Source organism: Devosia lucknowensis, from assembly GCF_900177655.1.
GTDB classification, from domain to species: Bacteria; Pseudomonadota; Alphaproteobacteria; order Rhizobiales; family Devosiaceae; genus Devosia; species Devosia lucknowensis.
This window is the reverse complement of record NZ_FXWK01000001.1, coordinates 179,854-194,734: the sequence shown is the minus strand read 5'-3', so window position 1 is coordinate 194,734 and position 14,881 is coordinate 179,854. Positions and strand designations below refer to the sequence as shown.

15 protein-coding genes are annotated in these 14,881 nt (G+C 63.7%); 3 read left to right on the top strand and 12 right to left on the bottom strand.

The features are described from left to right. Positions 1 to 5: 5 nt before the first annotated feature. Together CCK88_RS00950 and CCK88_RS00945 are read right to left on the bottom strand one after the other, a co-directional pair. Complete coding sequence (locus tag CCK88_RS00950) at positions 6 to 1,265, bottom strand: EAL domain-containing protein (protein WP_086468686.1); 1,260 nt, start codon at positions 1,263 to 1,265, stop codon at positions 6 to 8. Positions 1,266 to 1,361: 96 nt separating this feature from the next. Continuing rightward, the gene (locus CCK88_RS00945; protein ID WP_086468685.1) at positions 1,362 to 2,582 is read right to left on the bottom strand and encodes an ROK family transcriptional regulator; all 1,221 of its coding nucleotides are present in this window, start codon (positions 2,580 to 2,582) and stop codon (positions 1,362 to 1,364) included. Positions 2,583 to 2,704: 122 nt separating this feature from the next. Between CCK88_RS00945 and CCK88_RS00940 the strand changes: the two genes are divergently transcribed. Beyond that, positions 2,705 to 4,135 carry a sigma-54-dependent transcriptional regulator gene (locus tag CCK88_RS00940; protein WP_244557399.1) on the top strand — a complete coding sequence of 477 codons (1,431 nt, stop codon included), beginning with the start codon at positions 2,705 to 2,707 and terminating at the stop codon, positions 4,133 to 4,135. A 10-nt stretch (positions 4,136 to 4,145) separates the two neighbouring features. Here CCK88_RS00940 and CCK88_RS00935 read toward each other — a convergent pair whose 3' ends face one another. The 3 genes from CCK88_RS00935 to CCK88_RS00925 form a co-directional block, all read right to left on the bottom strand. After that, complete coding sequence (locus tag CCK88_RS00935; protein WP_244557398.1) at positions 4,146 to 5,114, bottom strand: DMT family transporter; 969 nt, start codon at positions 5,112 to 5,114, stop codon at positions 4,146 to 4,148. A gap of 55 nt (positions 5,115 to 5,169) precedes the next feature. Further along, a complete protein-coding gene (locus tag CCK88_RS00930; protein WP_140048844.1) occupies positions 5,170 to 5,358 on the bottom strand; it encodes a hypothetical protein in 189 nt (62 codons plus the stop codon). 69 nt (positions 5,359 to 5,427) lie between these two features. Continuing rightward, a complete protein-coding gene (locus CCK88_RS00925; protein ID WP_086468682.1) occupies positions 5,428 to 5,787 on the bottom strand; it encodes a DUF427 domain-containing protein in 360 nt (119 codons plus the stop codon). Positions 5,788 to 6,004: 217 nt separating this feature from the next. Here CCK88_RS00925 and CCK88_RS00920 point away from each other — a divergent pair, with 217 nt between their 5' ends. Both CCK88_RS00920 and groL read left to right on the top strand, forming a co-directional pair. Next, positions 6,005 to 6,295 (top strand): co-chaperone GroES, encoded by a 291-nt coding sequence (locus CCK88_RS00920; RefSeq protein WP_046103399.1) that lies wholly within the window; start codon positions 6,005 to 6,007, stop codon positions 6,293 to 6,295. A gap of 49 nt (positions 6,296 to 6,344) precedes the next feature. Then, positions 6,345 to 7,985 carry a chaperonin GroEL gene (groL, locus tag CCK88_RS00915; RefSeq protein WP_086468681.1) on the top strand — a complete coding sequence of 547 codons (1,641 nt, stop codon included), beginning with the start codon at positions 6,345 to 6,347 and terminating at the stop codon, positions 7,983 to 7,985. 499 nt (positions 7,986 to 8,484) lie between these two features. Here groL and CCK88_RS00910 read toward each other — a convergent pair whose 3' ends face one another. From CCK88_RS00910 to CCK88_RS00885, 7 genes are all read right to left on the bottom strand, one after another. Further along, positions 8,485 to 9,234 carry a TSUP family transporter gene (locus CCK88_RS00910; RefSeq protein ID WP_086468680.1) on the bottom strand — a complete coding sequence of 250 codons (750 nt, stop codon included), beginning with the start codon at positions 9,232 to 9,234 and terminating at the stop codon, positions 8,485 to 8,487. 6 nt (positions 9,235 to 9,240) lie between these two features. Further along, positions 9,241 to 10,458 carry a glycosyltransferase family 2 protein gene (locus CCK88_RS00905; RefSeq protein WP_244557397.1) on the bottom strand — a complete coding sequence of 406 codons (1,218 nt, stop codon included), beginning with the start codon at positions 10,456 to 10,458 and terminating at the stop codon, positions 9,241 to 9,243. Positions 10,459 to 10,521: 63 nt separating this feature from the next. Further along, on the bottom strand, positions 10,522 to 10,698 hold the full coding sequence (locus CCK88_RS18330) for a hypothetical protein (RefSeq protein WP_170926305.1): 177 nt from the start codon (positions 10,696 to 10,698) through the stop codon (positions 10,522 to 10,524). 3 nt (positions 10,699 to 10,701) lie between these two features. Next, a complete protein-coding gene (gene hisG, locus CCK88_RS00900) occupies positions 10,702 to 11,394 on the bottom strand; it encodes an ATP phosphoribosyltransferase (protein ID WP_086470741.1) in 693 nt (230 codons plus the stop codon). Continuing rightward, positions 11,391 to 12,455, bottom strand: coding sequence for an ATP phosphoribosyltransferase regulatory subunit (locus CCK88_RS00895; RefSeq protein ID WP_086468679.1), 1,065 nt, complete (start codon positions 12,453 to 12,455; stop codon positions 11,391 to 11,393). The genes hisG and CCK88_RS00895 overlap by 4 nt, the downstream gene beginning before the upstream one ends. 67 nt (positions 12,456 to 12,522) lie before the next feature. Next, positions 12,523 to 13,944 (bottom strand): histidine--tRNA ligase, encoded by a 1,422-nt coding sequence (gene hisS / locus CCK88_RS00890; protein WP_086468678.1) that lies wholly within the window; start codon positions 13,942 to 13,944, stop codon positions 12,523 to 12,525. A 221-nt stretch (positions 13,945 to 14,165) separates the two neighbouring features. Continuing rightward, on the bottom strand, positions 14,166 to 14,429 hold the full coding sequence (locus tag CCK88_RS00885) for a hypothetical protein (RefSeq protein ID WP_086468677.1): 264 nt from the start codon (positions 14,427 to 14,429) through the stop codon (positions 14,166 to 14,168). Positions 14,430 to 14,881 lie beyond the last annotated feature (452 nt).

Here is a 14,881-nt window from a genome sequence, read left to right as displayed (position 1 = left end):
GGAGCCTACTCCGCCCGGCGCATCTGCGCTGTCACCGTGCGGGTCGATTCCATCGCCAGATCGGAGCGCACCGGACCGGGCGGCGCGATGTGATCGCCCTGCACGAGCAGAATGTCGCTGTCGAGCAATTCGACGATCTGCCGTTCGCTGCTGACACCCGTGGCCAGCAACGACACTTCGAAGCGCGCCAGGTAGTTGGCGATGTCGGTGATATGGAAGTCGGTGTAGTCCTCGGGACGATCAACGAAATGTCCCGCATCGACGCGCAGCGAGCGGACGCCCATGGCGGCCATGTCGGCAACGTCGACCCGCAGCGACTTCATGTTGGCGATGGAAAAACCGCCGCCCTTCCTTACCATCTGTTCGACCACTGCACGCTCGTGGGTATTGAGCGAGAGCCAGTCGACTTCGGGCACGAGGAATGTCAGGGCGCCAGCGATGGCGCGGTTGGCATCGAGGGTCACGAGCAGCTGTTCGGCGGCGGTCTGGTCGCCCAGTGAAGCGCGGGTCAGCGGGATATGAAGCATGGCCGGCTGGCCGCCGGTGCGCGAACGGCGCGCTATGGCGACGGCCTCGACGAGACCGGTACCTTCGATCAGCCGGACAATGTCCTTGCCGCCGCGTCGGGGCATGAAATCGGGGGCATCGGCGAGTTCGCCGTCCTCAAGCCTGAGGCGCGGCATCAGGTCGTAGGCGGAGGCGCGACGCTGCGGCAATTTCACGATCGGCTGCATGTGGTGGATCAGCCGGTTTTCCTCGATCGCCTGGCGCAGCATTTCGAGCGGAATGACCGGCTCGATTTCCGGCACGATGACTGCGGCTGGAGGCGGCGGCGGGGCGGCGATCAACCGCGCGTCGGCACGTTCGGACTGTGGTTGCGCAGAGTTGGACCTGGCGACCTTGTCCTCGACCTCTGCAACGGCCTCGGCGACCTGGCGGATGACCGTACCCAGCACCGAAATGTCGGCCTCGACGGTTTCCAGGCGCTGGCCGGGATTGAGGTCGGCAATGGCATTGATTCTCTGGCCGAGCACGGCGCCGGCCTGGGCATCGGTCGCCAGGAGACGCGACAGGTCCTCGATGGCGCGCTCAAGCCGGTTCTCGGCGCGCTGGCGCAGCATGCGCTCCATCAGGACGACGCAGGCGCAGGCAAAGACCACGGCAACGAGAATCGCATTGGCCGGCGTGAAGGTCAGGCCGAAATAGGCCAGGGCCCCCAGGCCGGCGGATGAAAGCGCGATCAATAGGTAGACAAGAGCCTGCACGCGGACCTGTAACCCCTGATTGGTAGCCGGGATTCGATAGTTTTGTTTACCATTCCGCCAAGGGCGGAAAAAGCGCTGCGCTCGCTCTGTCCCGCGCTATTTGGCGGGCTCGGCCTCGAACAGGTCCCAGGCGCGCGAAAAGTAGCGCCGGAACAGCAGGAGCTTGGCCGCACCGAACACCGCGGCAGACGGGCCACCGAGGCCGTGGGCGAGACGCGGACGGTTGGACAGGAGCACAGGCAGGGAGTCGAGATGGCGACGCGTGCTGTCGAGCAGGCGCTTGAGGATTGATTCGGGCAGATCGCCATTGACGGTGGCGAGGTCGATTTCGGCCATGGCGGTGGTGGTGAGGACGGCCTGCGCCAGAGCGTGGCCCGCATCGTCAAGCCAGTGCGCCACCACATGCTCGATATCGTCCCAGCTCCACTTGCGCGCCGCGCCTTCGAGAACGGGGCCGCCGGCCTGCCGGACCCGCTGCGCGAGGGCGTGAAGCGACGCTTCGAGATGAAGGTAGGCCGGCTGCCCGCCCATGCCGCGCACCATCACGGCGCCGAGGTCGGCGGCATTGCCGTAGGGTCCCTCGACAAGGCTGCCGCCGGAAACGACGCCGCCGCCGACGAAGGTCCCGACAAAGAACGCGGCGACCGCCTTGGGGCGCGGCGCGGGCTGGGCCATGATTTCCGACCACACAGCGGCGCTGCCGTCGTTGACCCACATGGTGGGCAGGCCTGTGGCTCGCTCCACCCTTGCGGCGATATCGACTTCGGCCCAATCGGCAATGATCTGGTCGGATGCACCGAGGTGGCGCAAGAGGGGCCCGAAATTTCCAGGCGAGGTCACGCCGATCCCGGCAAGGCGCTCCCGCTGTTGTTCGGTAAGGGCCGAGAGCATGGTTTCAACATCGGCCGCGATGGCGGCAAACACCGTGTCCGGGTCGGGATAAGCATAGCTGCGGCGGGTCACGGCGACAGGCTCGCCGACCATGTTCTGCAGCAGCACTTCGAAATGCTGCCAGCCGATCTCCACGCCGATGGCGTGCGCCGAGAGCGGGTTGAGCTGGTAGGGCGTGGCCGGCTGTCCGCGCTTGCCGCGCAGCACATCGCCTCGGATGATCAGATCGCGCGCTTCAAGCTCGGACAGGATGCGGGCCGTGGTCTGCGGGCCAAGGCCCGAGCGGCGCGCAATATCGGCATTTGAGACCCCGGGAATGCCTGCGATCAGCGTCAGGACCGCACGTTCATTGGCCAGCCGCACCCCTGTCTGGGTGATGCCACGTACGATGGGCTCGAAAACATCCTCGACCGACTCTTTCCGCATAGCGCAGAGATAAACGTGGTTTGGCGCCCGAGCGCAAGAACGGAATATTTACCCTAATCCGCAACACTTGACGCAACGACAAGAACGGTCCGGCTGCGGACGAAACCAGGGTAAACTGCGCAATGACCATGACGAGCGGTAGCGACAACGCGCTGTGCGGCCAGCTTTTGCTGATCGATGCCGATGCCGCCTGCGCCCGCCAGACCGGCAGCACACTGCGCGAAGCCCTGCTGGTCGCCCCGCGTGTTACCCATTCGGCCGGTGGCCGAGCCGCTGCGGATCTGCTGCGCAAGACCCGATTCGATGTGATCATCGCCGATCTCGACAGCCTCGGCGATCTCAGCCCCTCGTCCGAAGACGCCATGCAGCGCCTGGTACGGCTCGCCCAGGGCGCACTGATCCTGGCGGTCGCCGGCACCGGTTCGGTCAGCGCTGCGCTCGGCGCCATGCGCGCCGGGGCCCATGATTATGTCGCCAAGCCGGTGAGCGGACCGGTGCTGGTGGGACGTCTTGCCGAACTGGCGCAACGTCATGGCCGCCCACGCTCGCTGGGCGTCGAGGCAGAGCCCAATCCCGTCGTAACCGATTTCGCGGGTTTTGTGGGCGCGTCCAGCGCAATGCAGTTTCTCTACGAGCAGATCGGGCGCGTGGCGACATCCTCGGCCCCGGTGTTCATCACGGGTGAAAGCGGCACGGGCAAGGATGTCTGCGCCGAGGCTCTTCACAGCAAGGGACCGCGGGCCGGCAATCGCTTCGTCGCCATCAATTGCGCCGCAATCCCGCGCGACCTGATGGAGAGCGAACTCTTCGGCGTGGTGCGGGGCGCCTTTACAGGCGCGCATGACGATCGCAAGGGCGCGGCGGAACTGGCCGACGGGGGCACGCTGTTCCTCGATGAAGTGGGCGAGATGGATCTGTCGCTGCAGTCCAAGCTGCTGCGTTTCCTCCAGACCGGCATGATTTCGCGCGTGGGCGAGACGGCGGCCCGCAAGGTCGATGTCCGCGTGATCTGCGCGACCAATCGCAATCCCATGCAGATGATCGCCGACCGGCAGTTCCGCGAAGACCTGTTCTATCGGCTGCACGTGCTGCCCATCCATCTGCCGCCGCTGCGCCAGCGGCCGAGCGACGTGATGATACTGACCCGGCATTTCCTGGCCCGTTATGCCCGCGAGGAGCACAAGACGTTCGCCGGCATCACCCAGGATGCAGCCCAACATCTGACCGCCGCAGACTGGCCCGGCAATGTGCGCCAGCTCCAGAACCTAGTGCGGCGGCTTGTCGTGATGTTCGACGGCGGCGAGATCACTGCCGCGATGATCGAAGCTGCCGATATCGAATCCAAGGTTGCGCCCGCCCAGGTTCCGGTGGAAGCGCCGCGCGCGGACCGGCGCAGCATCCTGCCCATGTGGCAGCAGGAGCAGCGCATCATCGAGGACGCCATCGCAACCTTCGGGGGCAATATCTCGATGGCCGCAGCGGCGCTCGAGATCAGCCCGTCGACGATCTATCGCAAGCGCCAGAGCTGGTCCGACATGGCCGTCGCCGGCTGAGCGGTCGGTTCTAGGGCGTATTCGCCTCACGGGCGCGGGCGCGATCGAGGCCCAGCCAGCGTTCGCGCAGGATCACGGCAATCCCCGATCCCACGATGATCAATGCGCCCACCACCATGGTCGGGGTCGGCACGTCGGCGAAGATGACGAAGCCGATGACGATGGTCAGGATCAGCGACACATATTCGAACGGCGCGATCACCGACATGTCCGCATGGCGATAGCAATTGGTAAGCAATAGCTGGCCGATACCGCCGAACACCCCTGCCCCGATCAGCAACGCCGTCTGCTCGGGCGTCGGCCAGATCCAGCCGAACGGCAGTGTAAGCAGGCTGAGGATGCTGGCGCTGATGAAGAAGTAGGTGACGATGGCCTCGGTGCGCTCGGTCTGCACCAGCGTGCGGACCTGAAGCATGGCGAAGGCGGTGAGGAAGGCCGCCATCAGCGCCGCGATCGCGCCAATGGCCTCGGTATCGGCGAGGCCGTCGCCGCCCGAAAATACCGTGAGGCGGGGCCAGAGAATGATCATCACACCGACCAGCCCGACGATGACCGTGGTCCAGCGGAAAATATAGACCCGCTCCTGCAGCAGAACTGCGGAGAGAATGACGATGATGATGGGCGACGCATAACCGATGGCGGTGGCTTCGGGCAGCGGCAGGCGCGTCAGGGCGAAAAAGCCCAGGCTCATGGACGCGACGCCGACAAGGCCGCGCACCACGTGACCGATGGGACGCTTGGTCTGGAAGGCATGCGCCAGTCGCCGGTTCCAGGCCAGCCAGGCCAGCACCGGCAGCATGGCAAAAAAGCTGCGGAAGAAGACCATCTGCCCCGATGGCACCGTGACGGTCGCCTTGAGCATCGTCGCCATGACCACGAAACAGCAGACCGAGGCGACTTTGAGCAGGATACCACGCAGCGGCCCGCCGATACGGTGCGGCGAAGGCGAATGGTCTGGCGCATCGACGGGCGCAGTCACGTCGCAGTCCTATTCCCGAGGCCGGTAAGACCTCGTGATATCGGGGACAGGCGGGCTACTTGCCCGCTTCCAGCTTTTCCTTGGCGACGCGCGCGGTGGCAAAAGCCTTGTGCTCTTCGCCCACGGCACTGCCGGTCTTGACGACAGTGCCCTCGGCGTCCTGGATTTCCCAGTGCCAGTTGGTGTTTGCGCCGACGCCACCCTTGCGGGACAGCTTGATCTGGTAAGAAGATTTTTCGCTCATGGTGCTGCTTATGGCCCAGAGTGGGAGCATGGGGAAGAGGGAATGTTGGGCGATGGCCCCGCCCGTGGACTAGACGTCCGAGACCCGCACGGCGACTTTTTCCCCGCCAAAGGTCAGCATGTCCCTGATCAGGCCATAGTCGCCGTCTGCATATGGAAAGTACCATGCCTGATCGACGCCATCGGCGGTCAGCGTCTTGATTGTGTAGAAATGCGCTTCGCCGGGCCCTGCTTCCTCGCGAACGGTATCGGACGCCTCCAGAATGCCGGGATGCACATCTTCGAGCGGCACGAAGTAGATCGGCTCCCGACCGTCATGATCCAGTCGAAAGGCTTTGGTAGAGCTGGCGATCTCGGCGTCGTCGAAGGAGAAATGCACGCGGCCCGCAACGGGGGTAACTGTCGCCAGGGAGGATGTGGGCTGAACCATGTCCGGCTCCTTGTTCGTGTCTGGTGGTCAGTCTCCTAACGCGTGACCAAAACCTTCGGTTCGATCTGCGGTTGGAGAGGCCAAATTCTTTGGGATGCGTGCCTTGACTCCCTTCGGCAGGCATCCCTATATCCCCGGCAGCTTGTTAGCACTCAGCAAGTTCGAGTGCTAACAGGTCCGAAATTGCATTCAGAAATGATGCCAAGAGGTACTTATCATGGGCTTCCGTCCCCTGCATGACCGCGTGGTCGTCCGTCGCGTCGACAGTGAAGAAAAGACCAAGGGCGGGATCATCATCCCCGACACCGCCAAGGAAAAGCCCTCTGAGGGCGTGATCGTTTCGGTGGGCCCCGGCGCCCGCGATGAAAACGGCAAGATCAATGCGCTGGACGTCAAGGCCGGCGATCGCGTGCTGTTCGGCAAGTGGAGCGGCACCGAGGTCAAGCTCAACGGCGAAGACCTGATCATCATGAAGGAAAGCGACATCATGGGCGTGATCGAAGCCTAAGGCTTCGCCTCCCCTCTTGTCCGTCAACCCTTACTAAGGAGCGCCTCACATGGCCGCTAAAGAAGTAAAGTTCTCGACCGACGCCCGCGAAAAGATGCTGCGCGGCGTCAACGTCCTCGCCAATGCGGTGAAGGTCACCCTCGGCCCGAAGGGTCGTAACGTCGTCATCGAAAAGTCGTTCGGCGCCCCGCGCATCACCAAGGACGGCGTCTCGGTCGCCAAGGAAATCGAACTCGAAGACAAGTTCGAGAACCTGGGCGCGCAGCTGCTGCGTTCGGTCGCTTCCAAGACCAACGACGTTGCCGGTGACGGCACCACCACCGCGACCGTGCTCGGCCAGGCCATCGTCGTCGAAGGCGTCAAGGCTGTTGCCGCCGGCTTCAACCCGATGGATCTCAAGCGCGGTATCGACCTCGCCGTCGCCGACGTGATCGAGAGCCTCAAGGGCTCGGCCAAGAAGATCACCTCGTCCTCTGAAGTCTCACAGGTCGGCACGATCTCGGCCAACGGCGAAACCGCCATCGGCGAGATGATCGCCGAAGCCATGCAGAAGGTCGGCAACGAGGGTGTGATCACCGTCGAGGAAGCCAAGACCGCCGAAACCGAACTCGATGTCGTCGAAGGCATGCAGTTCGACCGCGGCTACCTCTCGCCCTACTTCGTGACCAATGCCGAAAAGATGACGGCACAGCTCGAAGACCCCTACATCCTGCTGCACGAAAAGAAGCTCTCGAACCTGCAGGCCATCCTGCCGATCCTCGAAGCCGTCGTTCAGTCGCAGCGCCCGCTGCTGATCATCGCCGAAGACGTCGATGGCGAAGCCCTGCCGACCCTGGTCGTCAACCGCCTGCGCGCCGGCCTCAAGGTCGCTGCCGTCAAGGCTCCGGGCTTCGGTGACCGTCGCAAGGCCATGCTCGAAGACATCGCCGTCCTCACCGGCGGCCAGGTGATCTCCGAAGATCTCGGCATCAAGCTCGAGAACGTGACCCTCGACATGCTCGGCACTGCCAAGCGCGTCGAAATCACCAAGGAAAACACCACGATCGTCGACGGTGCCGGCACCCAGGACGAGATCCAGGCCCGCGTTGGCCAGATCAAGGCGCAGATCGAAGAGACCTCTTCGGACTACGACCGCGAAAAGCTGCAGGAACGTCTGGCCAAGCTCGCCGGTGGCGTTGCCGTGATCCGCGTCGGCGGTTCGACCGAAGTGGAAGTCAAGGAACGCAAGGACCGCGTCGATGACGCGCTCAACGCAACCCGCGCTGCCGTCGAAGAAGGCATCGTTCCGGGTGGTGGCGTTGCCCTGCTCCGCGCTTCGGCTGCCATCAAGGCCAAGGGCGCCAATGCCGACCAGGAAGCCGGTATCGCGATCGTTCGTCGCGCCCTGCAGTCCCCGGTTCGCACCATTGCCAACAATGCCGGCGCCGAAGGCTCGGTCGTTGTCGACAAGATCCTCGAAAACCCGGCTGCTTCGTTCGGCTACAACGCCGCGACGGGCGAGTACGGTGACCTGGTTGCCACCGGCGTCATCGACCCGGTTAAGGTGGTTCGTACCGCTCTCGAAGACGCCGCCTCGGTTGCTTCGCTGCTGATCACCACCGAAGCCACCATCGTCGAGGCCCCGAAGGCCGAAGCTCCGGCAATGCCGGGCGGCGGCGGCATGGGCGGCATGGGTGGCATGGACTTCTAAGTCCAGCGTCCAATCGCACTCAGCTTCAAGGGTCGTTTCTTCCCAGTCACGATCTTTGTGGAAAGCCCCGGTGGAAACACCGGGGCTTTTTCCTTTGAGAAATCTATCCCCGCCTCCCCTACCGCCGCCATACTCCTTCCCATCAGCCGGCGCGGCGGTCTGTAGGCTTCGAGCCGGCCCTTGGGCAAAATCGCTCCTGTGGAGCGATTTTATGTGAGAAGGCCATATGGGCTGTGCCCAGATGGCGGGAACAGTGGCCGGGTGAGCCGGGTGGGGGTCTTGCCTCTCCCACAGGTTCCAGTCCGGCCGCGACGGGACGAGCGATCCCCCGCCGCCGATCAGTTCCAAAAACCGGCGCCCCGGGGCGGTTCTCGTCTCGTACTTTTTGTTCTCATGAGGCGCTGCCCGCCTCGGGGTCCGTCAGTTTCACGCCAACCGGAGGCCAAAAGCCGACCGGCGCCAGATCATGCGCGACGCGTCGAGACGATTTGGCTGTGGATCAGGGAAAGACCAGAAGTTTGATCGCCAGCGCGATGGATACCACGACCACCAGCGGACGGATGACCTTGGCGCCGTATCGGATGCCGGTGCGGGCGCCGACATAGCCACCGATGACCTGGCCCAGCGCCATGACGATGGCTACCGGCCACACGACCGCGCCTTGCGGGATGAAGATGGCCAGCGCCGCCAGATTGGACGTGAAGTTGAGAGCCTTGGTGCTGCCCGTCGCCCGAGTAAGGCCAAGACCGAACAACAAGACGAAACCGATGGTGAAGAATGAACCGGTCCCAGGACCGAAAATGCCGTCGTAGAAGCCGATGAGAAAACCCATCACCGGCACGAAGGGACCGAAACGCAGCCTTGCCGTACTATCGGCGTCGGAGAGCTTTGGCGCAAACAGGAAGTAGAGCGCAATGCCGATCAGGGCGACAGGCACAGCGATGGTGAGGAGGGACGTGTCGAGCTTGCTGACGGTCAGGGCACCGAGAAAACTGCCGGCAAATGTCAGCGCAATGGCGGGGACGAGGCTGGGCAGGTTGACATAGCCGCGCCGCCAGTAGGTCAGGGCGGCCATGCCGGTGCCGACGATGGACTGCATCTTGTTGGTGCCCAGGGCGGCAACAGGCGGCAGGCCGGCGGAGAGCAGTGCAGGCACGGTGATCATGCCCCCGCCCCCGGCAATGGCATCGACGAAGCCGGCCAGCATGCCGACAGCCATCAGTGCAAGAAGAACGAGAGGATCGAGCATGTGAGGCTAGGCCTGGTCGGAGCGGCGGCGGAACTGGTCGTCGGGCACCGGCTGGTCGGCCAGGCGGCGCTCGTAGATGGGGATGTTGATCATGGACGACATGAAGGCACTCATCATCAGCTGGAACCCGGTGACGAGAGCCGTCATGGCGAGGATGACGGCGCGAAGCGTACCGCTCGATGTCAGTGGGCCAAAGTCGCGCCGCGCCCATTCCCACAGGCCCCACCCCATGGCGATCAGGCCGCCGAGCATCAGAATAATGGCCACGAGTAGAATGCGTTCGAGCGTCAGGCTTTCGAGCAAGCGGTCGTAGGTGCCAGAACGCGGGATGAAGCCATAGCGTGAGGCGAAGCGTCGTCCAATGATGGCAAAGGCGATCGACTGCGTGCCCATGATCACGCAGAGCGAGGCTACCAGCAGCGTATGGACGTCGAAATTGACCACGCCGATGCGCACCGGCCCCTGCAGGAGCTGGCTGCCGACGACAAGGCCGATCCAGAGCAGCGCGACGCCGGGATAAAGGAACAGCCATCGAGGCGAGAACAGCAGCAGGAACCGTAGGTGACGCCAACCGTCCCTGAAAGACCGCAGGTGCGGCGGGCGGGAGCGGCCGTCCTTCTGCAAGGTCGTCGGCACTTCGCGCAAATCGAGCTGGCCGAGCGTCGCCTTGACCACCATTTCGGACGCGAATTCCATGCCCGTGGTGCGCAGTTGCAGGTCGCGAATGGCGTCGCGCCGGAATCCGCGCAGACCGCAGTGAAAATCGCGGACCGGCGTCTTGAAGAACAGGCGACCCAAAAAGCTCAGAACCGGATTGCCGATACAGCGGTGATGCCAGGGCATGGCGCCGGGCGCGATGCCACCGGCGAAACGATTGCCCATGACGAGATCGGCACCATCGCGCAATTCGCGCACAAAGGCGTCGAGATTGGCAAAGTCGTAGCTGTCATCGGCATCGCCCATGATGACGAAACGACCTCGAGCCTCGGCGATGCCGGTCCCGAGTGCGGCACCGTAACCGCGCTGCTCGGCCGTGACGACCCGGGCCCCGAGCCCCTGGGCAATGGCCTGCGAACCGTCGGTGGAGCCATTGTCGGAAATCAGCACTTCGCCCGAAATGCCGGAGCGGGCGAGATACGACTGCGCCTTGCCGATGCAGGTCGCCAGCGTTTCGGCCTCGTTGAGGCATGGCATCAGGATAGTCAGTTCGAGCGCTTCGGCCACGCGTGTCCCCCGCCGAGCAATAGGCCCTTGTGCCTTGATTTGCCCGACCGAAGCAATGGCAAGCTAGTCGCCGTCACCGGCGTTGTCGCTTGCCGGCGCTGCCAGCGAATCGTCAGGCGCGCCACCATCGCTGTTGGAACCCTGTCCCGCCGGCCCGGCCTGTCGAGGCCTCGCGAGGCCGGCATAGAGGATGAACGCCGTACCCAGGAGGACAAACAGAAGGACAAAGGCCAGTTCCATGGCTCAGGCTTTCAACCGGCCGAGGAGATCGTCGAGCGTTGCCTTGCGGCCGTCCGACCAGTCGGCGGTCCTGGAAACGATCAGGTTCGCTTCGCTCTTGAGCATCACGCCATCCTCGAGCACCCGCAGCCCATTGGCAGCCAGGGTCGAGCCAGTGGACGTGATGTCCACCACGATATCTGCCACGCCCGATGCTGGCGCCGCTTCGGTCGCGCCGAGGCTTTCCACGATGCGATACTCGGCGATGCCCGCCTGGGCGAAATGGTGCCGGGTGATGGTGATGTATTTGGTCGCGATCCGCAGCCAGCGCCCGTGGCGCGACCTGAAGTCCGACGCCACGTCAGCCAGGTCGTGCATATGGGTGACGTCGATCCAGGCTTCGGGAACAGCGATGACGACATCGGCATGACCGAAGCCCAGGTCGCGGGCAAATTCGACCGAGGCGGGCCCCTGTTCGCTGGTCTCGTGGATAAGATCACGGCCGGTGACGCCGAGATCGATCGTGCCGCGGATCAATTCCCGCGCGATTTCCGATGCCGGAAAGAAGCGCACCGTGACATCGGGCATGCCGTCTATGGCACCCAGATAGGAGCGCGCCCCGCCAGGGCGGGTGATGGTCAGGCCGCGCTGGGCGAACCAGTCGCGCGTCAGTTCTTCGAGGCGGCCCTTGGAGGGAACGGCGAGGGTGATGGTCACTTCGGCCACTCCGCTTCCAGACGATCGACCCAGAGCGCACAGCCCGAGGCGGCAATGGGCGCGGTCGCACCAAGACGTTCGAGCAGGCGATCGTATTGACCACCCGAAACCAACACGGTGCCGCCCTGCCCGCGCATCTCGAAGACAATGCCGGTATAGTAATCAAGCCGTGGCGAGAAACTGGCGTCAAAGGTGACACGCGCTTCGCCCAGGCCGTCGAGATGACGGCGGATGGCCTTCATCGGCGGGCCGAGGAACAGGCGGTGGGCGTCGGCCAGCGCCTCCACCTGCCGGAGCGCATCCAAGGCATCTCCCTTGATGGCGAAGTAGTCGCGCAGGAGCTTGAGCGTCGATGTCGGCACATGGGCGGCGTCGAGCGCCTGCTGCTCGAGGTAACGGTCGGCAATCTCGGCGGGCGAACGCCCGTCAGACAGGCTGAGTCCGGCCGAAACCATGCGGGCGGTGACGTCCTCGACGAGTTCGTCGCGGGAGGGCTGTTCGCTCCGCTGCGTCGCCGGCGCTTGTTCGAGCCGGGTCAGCAGGCGATCCATGGCCTCGGTGTGGCCAAAGCGGTGACGGATGCGCGAGCGCCAGGCGTCGGGCATGTCGGCCTGCGCCAGCAATGCCTCGAACATGCCGACGCCGCCCAGCTTGACCTGCGGCGTCACGCCGTAGAGCGACAGCGCGGCGCGCGCGAAGGTCAGCACCTGGTCGAGGGCGATGTCGCCATCGGGCTGGGCAAGCAGTTCGATGCCTGCCTGGTCGAACTCGGCAGGGCCGTCGTCGCGCTGGCGGAAGATCGGACCGAGATAGGAAAAGGCAGCAGGAGCGCCTGCGCCCTGCGCGATGTAGTCGGTGACGATGGGCAAGGTGAAGTCGGGGCGCAGGCAATATTCCGCGCCGGTCAGATCACTGGTCAACAGCAGTCGGCGACCGAACTCTTCGCCGGCAAGATCGAAATAGGGGTCGGCCTTGAGCAGCAGTTGCGGGGCGGCACGGCAACCACCCTGTGCTTCGACGAGGGATTCGAGCTGGGCGCGGCGATAGGCAGCATTGGTCATGGCCTGGCCCTCTTGACCTCTCCCCCAAAGGGAGAGGTGACGAATGCACCTTTTGCCAAATCCAGCATCAACCCTGCTCGCTCAGCAGCTTCTGGACCGCACTGACCAGCTCGTCGCGCTTGATCTCGAACTGTCCGGGTCGGGCGGCCTTCCACTCGGCATTGTCGGTGATGGCCTCAGCAGCCTGCTTGCCGGCGATCAGGTCCTTGACCTGCAGCACGCCCTGCTCGCGCTCCTGGCTGCCTTCGATGATGACGATCGGACTGTTGCGCTTATCGGCATAGGCGACCTGCTTGCCGAAATTCTTGGTCGAGCCGAGGAACATCTCGGCCCTTATCCCCGCCTGCCGCAACTCTGCTACCATGGCCTGGTAGCGGGCGGTCTGGTCCTTGTCCATGACTAGAACGACAACGGGGCCGGCCGGCTCGGTAGCCCCGAGATTACCAGTGAGTTTCAGGGCATTGGCGAGGCGCGAAACGCCGATGGAAAAGCCGGTGGCCGGCACGGGCTCTTTGCGGAAGCGGGAGACCAGGCCATCATAGCGACCGCCGCCACCCACCGAACCAAAGACCACGTCCTGGCCCTTCTCGTTCTGCACCTTGAAGGTCAGTTCGATCTCGAAGACCGGGCCGGTGTAATATTCGAGGCCACGCACGACGGAGGGGTCGATCTTGATCTTTTCTGCGCCATACCCTGCGGCATCGAACAGCGCCTGCATTGTCGCGAGTTCGGCGACACCTGCATTGTCGACGGGCGGCTTGCCCGACACATAGTCCAGCACGACGGCCGCTTGTGTGTCTGAAAGACCTGCGCCCTTGGTGAAGTCGCCGCTTTCGTCCTTGCGGCCGGCGCCGAGGAGAAGCTTCACACCTTCTGGGCCGAACTTGTCGAGCTTGTCGACGGCACGCAGCACGGTGAGCTTCTGCTCGTCGCTGGTAACGCCCGCGGCTTCGAGCACCCCATCGAGCACCTTTCGGTTGTTCACCCGGACGACGTACTTCCCCTGCAAGCCCAGTGCATCCATGACGTCGGCCATCATCATGCACATTTCGGCGTCAGCTTCGGGGCCCGGCGCGCCGACGGTATCGGCATCGAACTGCATGAACTGGCGGAAGCGCCCCGGCCCAGGCTTCTCGTTGCGGAACACGTAGCCCTGCCGGTAAGAGCGATAAGGCTTGGGCAGCGTTTCGAAATTTTCGGCAAAGAAGCGGGCGAGCGGTGCAGTGAGATCGTAGCGCAGGCTCATCCACTGTTCGTCATCGTCCTGCAGGGAAAAGACGCCGGCATTGGGCCGATCGGTATCGGGCAGGAATTTGCCGAGGGTCTCGGTATATTCGAACAGGGGCGTCTCGACCGGGTCGAAACCATAGCGCTCGTAGACCTGCTTGATCTTGTCGATCATGGCGCCGACTGCGCTGATCTCGCCCGGCGTGCGATCTTCGAAGCCGCGCGGCAGGCGGGGCGTGATGAGCTTGGTCTTTTCGGTCATTCTTCTGCCCTGGAAAGTCGGCCCGTCCTGGGAAATTCCAGGTCTTTTCTGGTCGCGTTGTCGAACCGCAAAAGCCTGCAACTTTTGCTGACCACGCTCTAGACGATCGGGGCCGGAGAGACAATGGCGCGATGCGCCTTACGCCGGACCGCCCTCGGATCACGTCCGAGGGCGGCGCGGTCTATGTCAGGCAGCCGGGGGACCCCGGCTGCCTTGCTTGATCACGGACCACTCCGGTCGGGGGGATGCAACCGATAGGCGTGGAGATCCACGCCCACCCATCGAAAGGGGTCTTCTGCAGGTGGCAGGCCGACGTCTTCACGCAGGTAATCGGGCACGAGCGCATAGTTGATCGGCCGCTGCGACCACCAGGCACGGATGGCGCTTGCGAGCACGGAAAACAGGCCGCGCTGGTGCACGGCATCGGCGATGGAGAATTCGAGACGCAGCACGACGCTGCGATCTTCAAGAACGTTGGAAGACATTGCAGTTCCAGCAGAAAATTCTGCCAGCCTCTATGTGTAAAGATGGATGAAAAACGGAATCCGGACGCAATACGGGCCGGGTCAGCTTTTCGGGTTTGGGTTGGAATATTCGCGGGCCGATGTGCGGCCAGTGAGCATCAGGGGAGCGAGATCAGACTCGGCCGTGATGATGACGATTTGGCCCCGAAAGACGAACGGTCAGTGTTTTCATACGACGCCTCCCTCGGTTGGCTTTGCGAACACTGGCTGGATACCTCACGATTCCGTGAGCCGCAACCCTTTACTGTGACAGGCTGTCGCAGCACCGTCGGATGTTGCATTCCCATCACACTGGTCGAAATGAGCTGGAAAGAGCTTGTTAGCCGTAACCCTCCACCGGTGATTAACCACCTGGCTTGACATCTCTTTTTCTCATCTGCGGGAAAATACGGGGAAACGCTTCCGGGAATGCA

Excerpts from the sequence above, each read along its gene's own strand:
- groL (WP_086468681.1), top strand. The coding sequence starts at position 6,345 with ATGGCCGCTAAAGAAGTAAAGTTCTCGACCGACGCCCGCGAAAAGATG.
- CCK88_RS00910 (WP_086468680.1), bottom strand. The coding sequence starts at position 9,234 with ATGCTCGATCCTCTCGTTCTTCTTGCACTGATGGCTGTCGGCATGCTG.
- CCK88_RS00895 (WP_086468679.1), bottom strand. The coding sequence starts at position 12,455 with ATGACCAATGCTGCCTATCGCCGCGCCCAGCTCGAATCCCTCGTCGAA.
- CCK88_RS00920 (WP_046103399.1), top strand. The coding sequence starts at position 6,005 with ATGGGCTTCCGTCCCCTGCATGACCGCGTGGTCGTCCGTCGCGTCGAC.
- CCK88_RS00945 (WP_086468685.1), bottom strand. The coding sequence starts at position 2,582 with ATGCGGAAAGAGTCGGTCGAGGATGTTTTCGAGCCCATCGTACGTGGC.
- CCK88_RS00940 (WP_244557399.1), top strand. The coding sequence starts at position 2,705 with ATGACCATGACGAGCGGTAGCGACAACGCGCTGTGCGGCCAGCTTTTG.
- CCK88_RS18330 (WP_170926305.1), bottom strand. The coding sequence starts at position 10,698 with ATGGAACTGGCCTTTGTCCTTCTGTTTGTCCTCCTGGGTACGGCGTTC.
- hisS (WP_086468678.1), bottom strand. The coding sequence starts at position 13,944 with ATGACCGAAAAGACCAAGCTCATCACGCCCCGCCTGCCGCGCGGCTTC.
- CCK88_RS00885 (WP_086468677.1), bottom strand. The coding sequence starts at position 14,429 with ATGTCTTCCAACGTTCTTGAAGATCGCAGCGTCGTGCTGCGTCTCGAA.
- CCK88_RS00930 (WP_140048844.1), bottom strand. The coding sequence starts at position 5,358 with ATGAGCGAAAAATCTTCTTACCAGATCAAGCTGTCCCGCAAGGGTGGC.
- CCK88_RS00925 (WP_086468682.1), bottom strand. The coding sequence starts at position 5,787 with ATGGTTCAGCCCACATCCTCCCTGGCGACAGTTACCCCCGTTGCGGGC.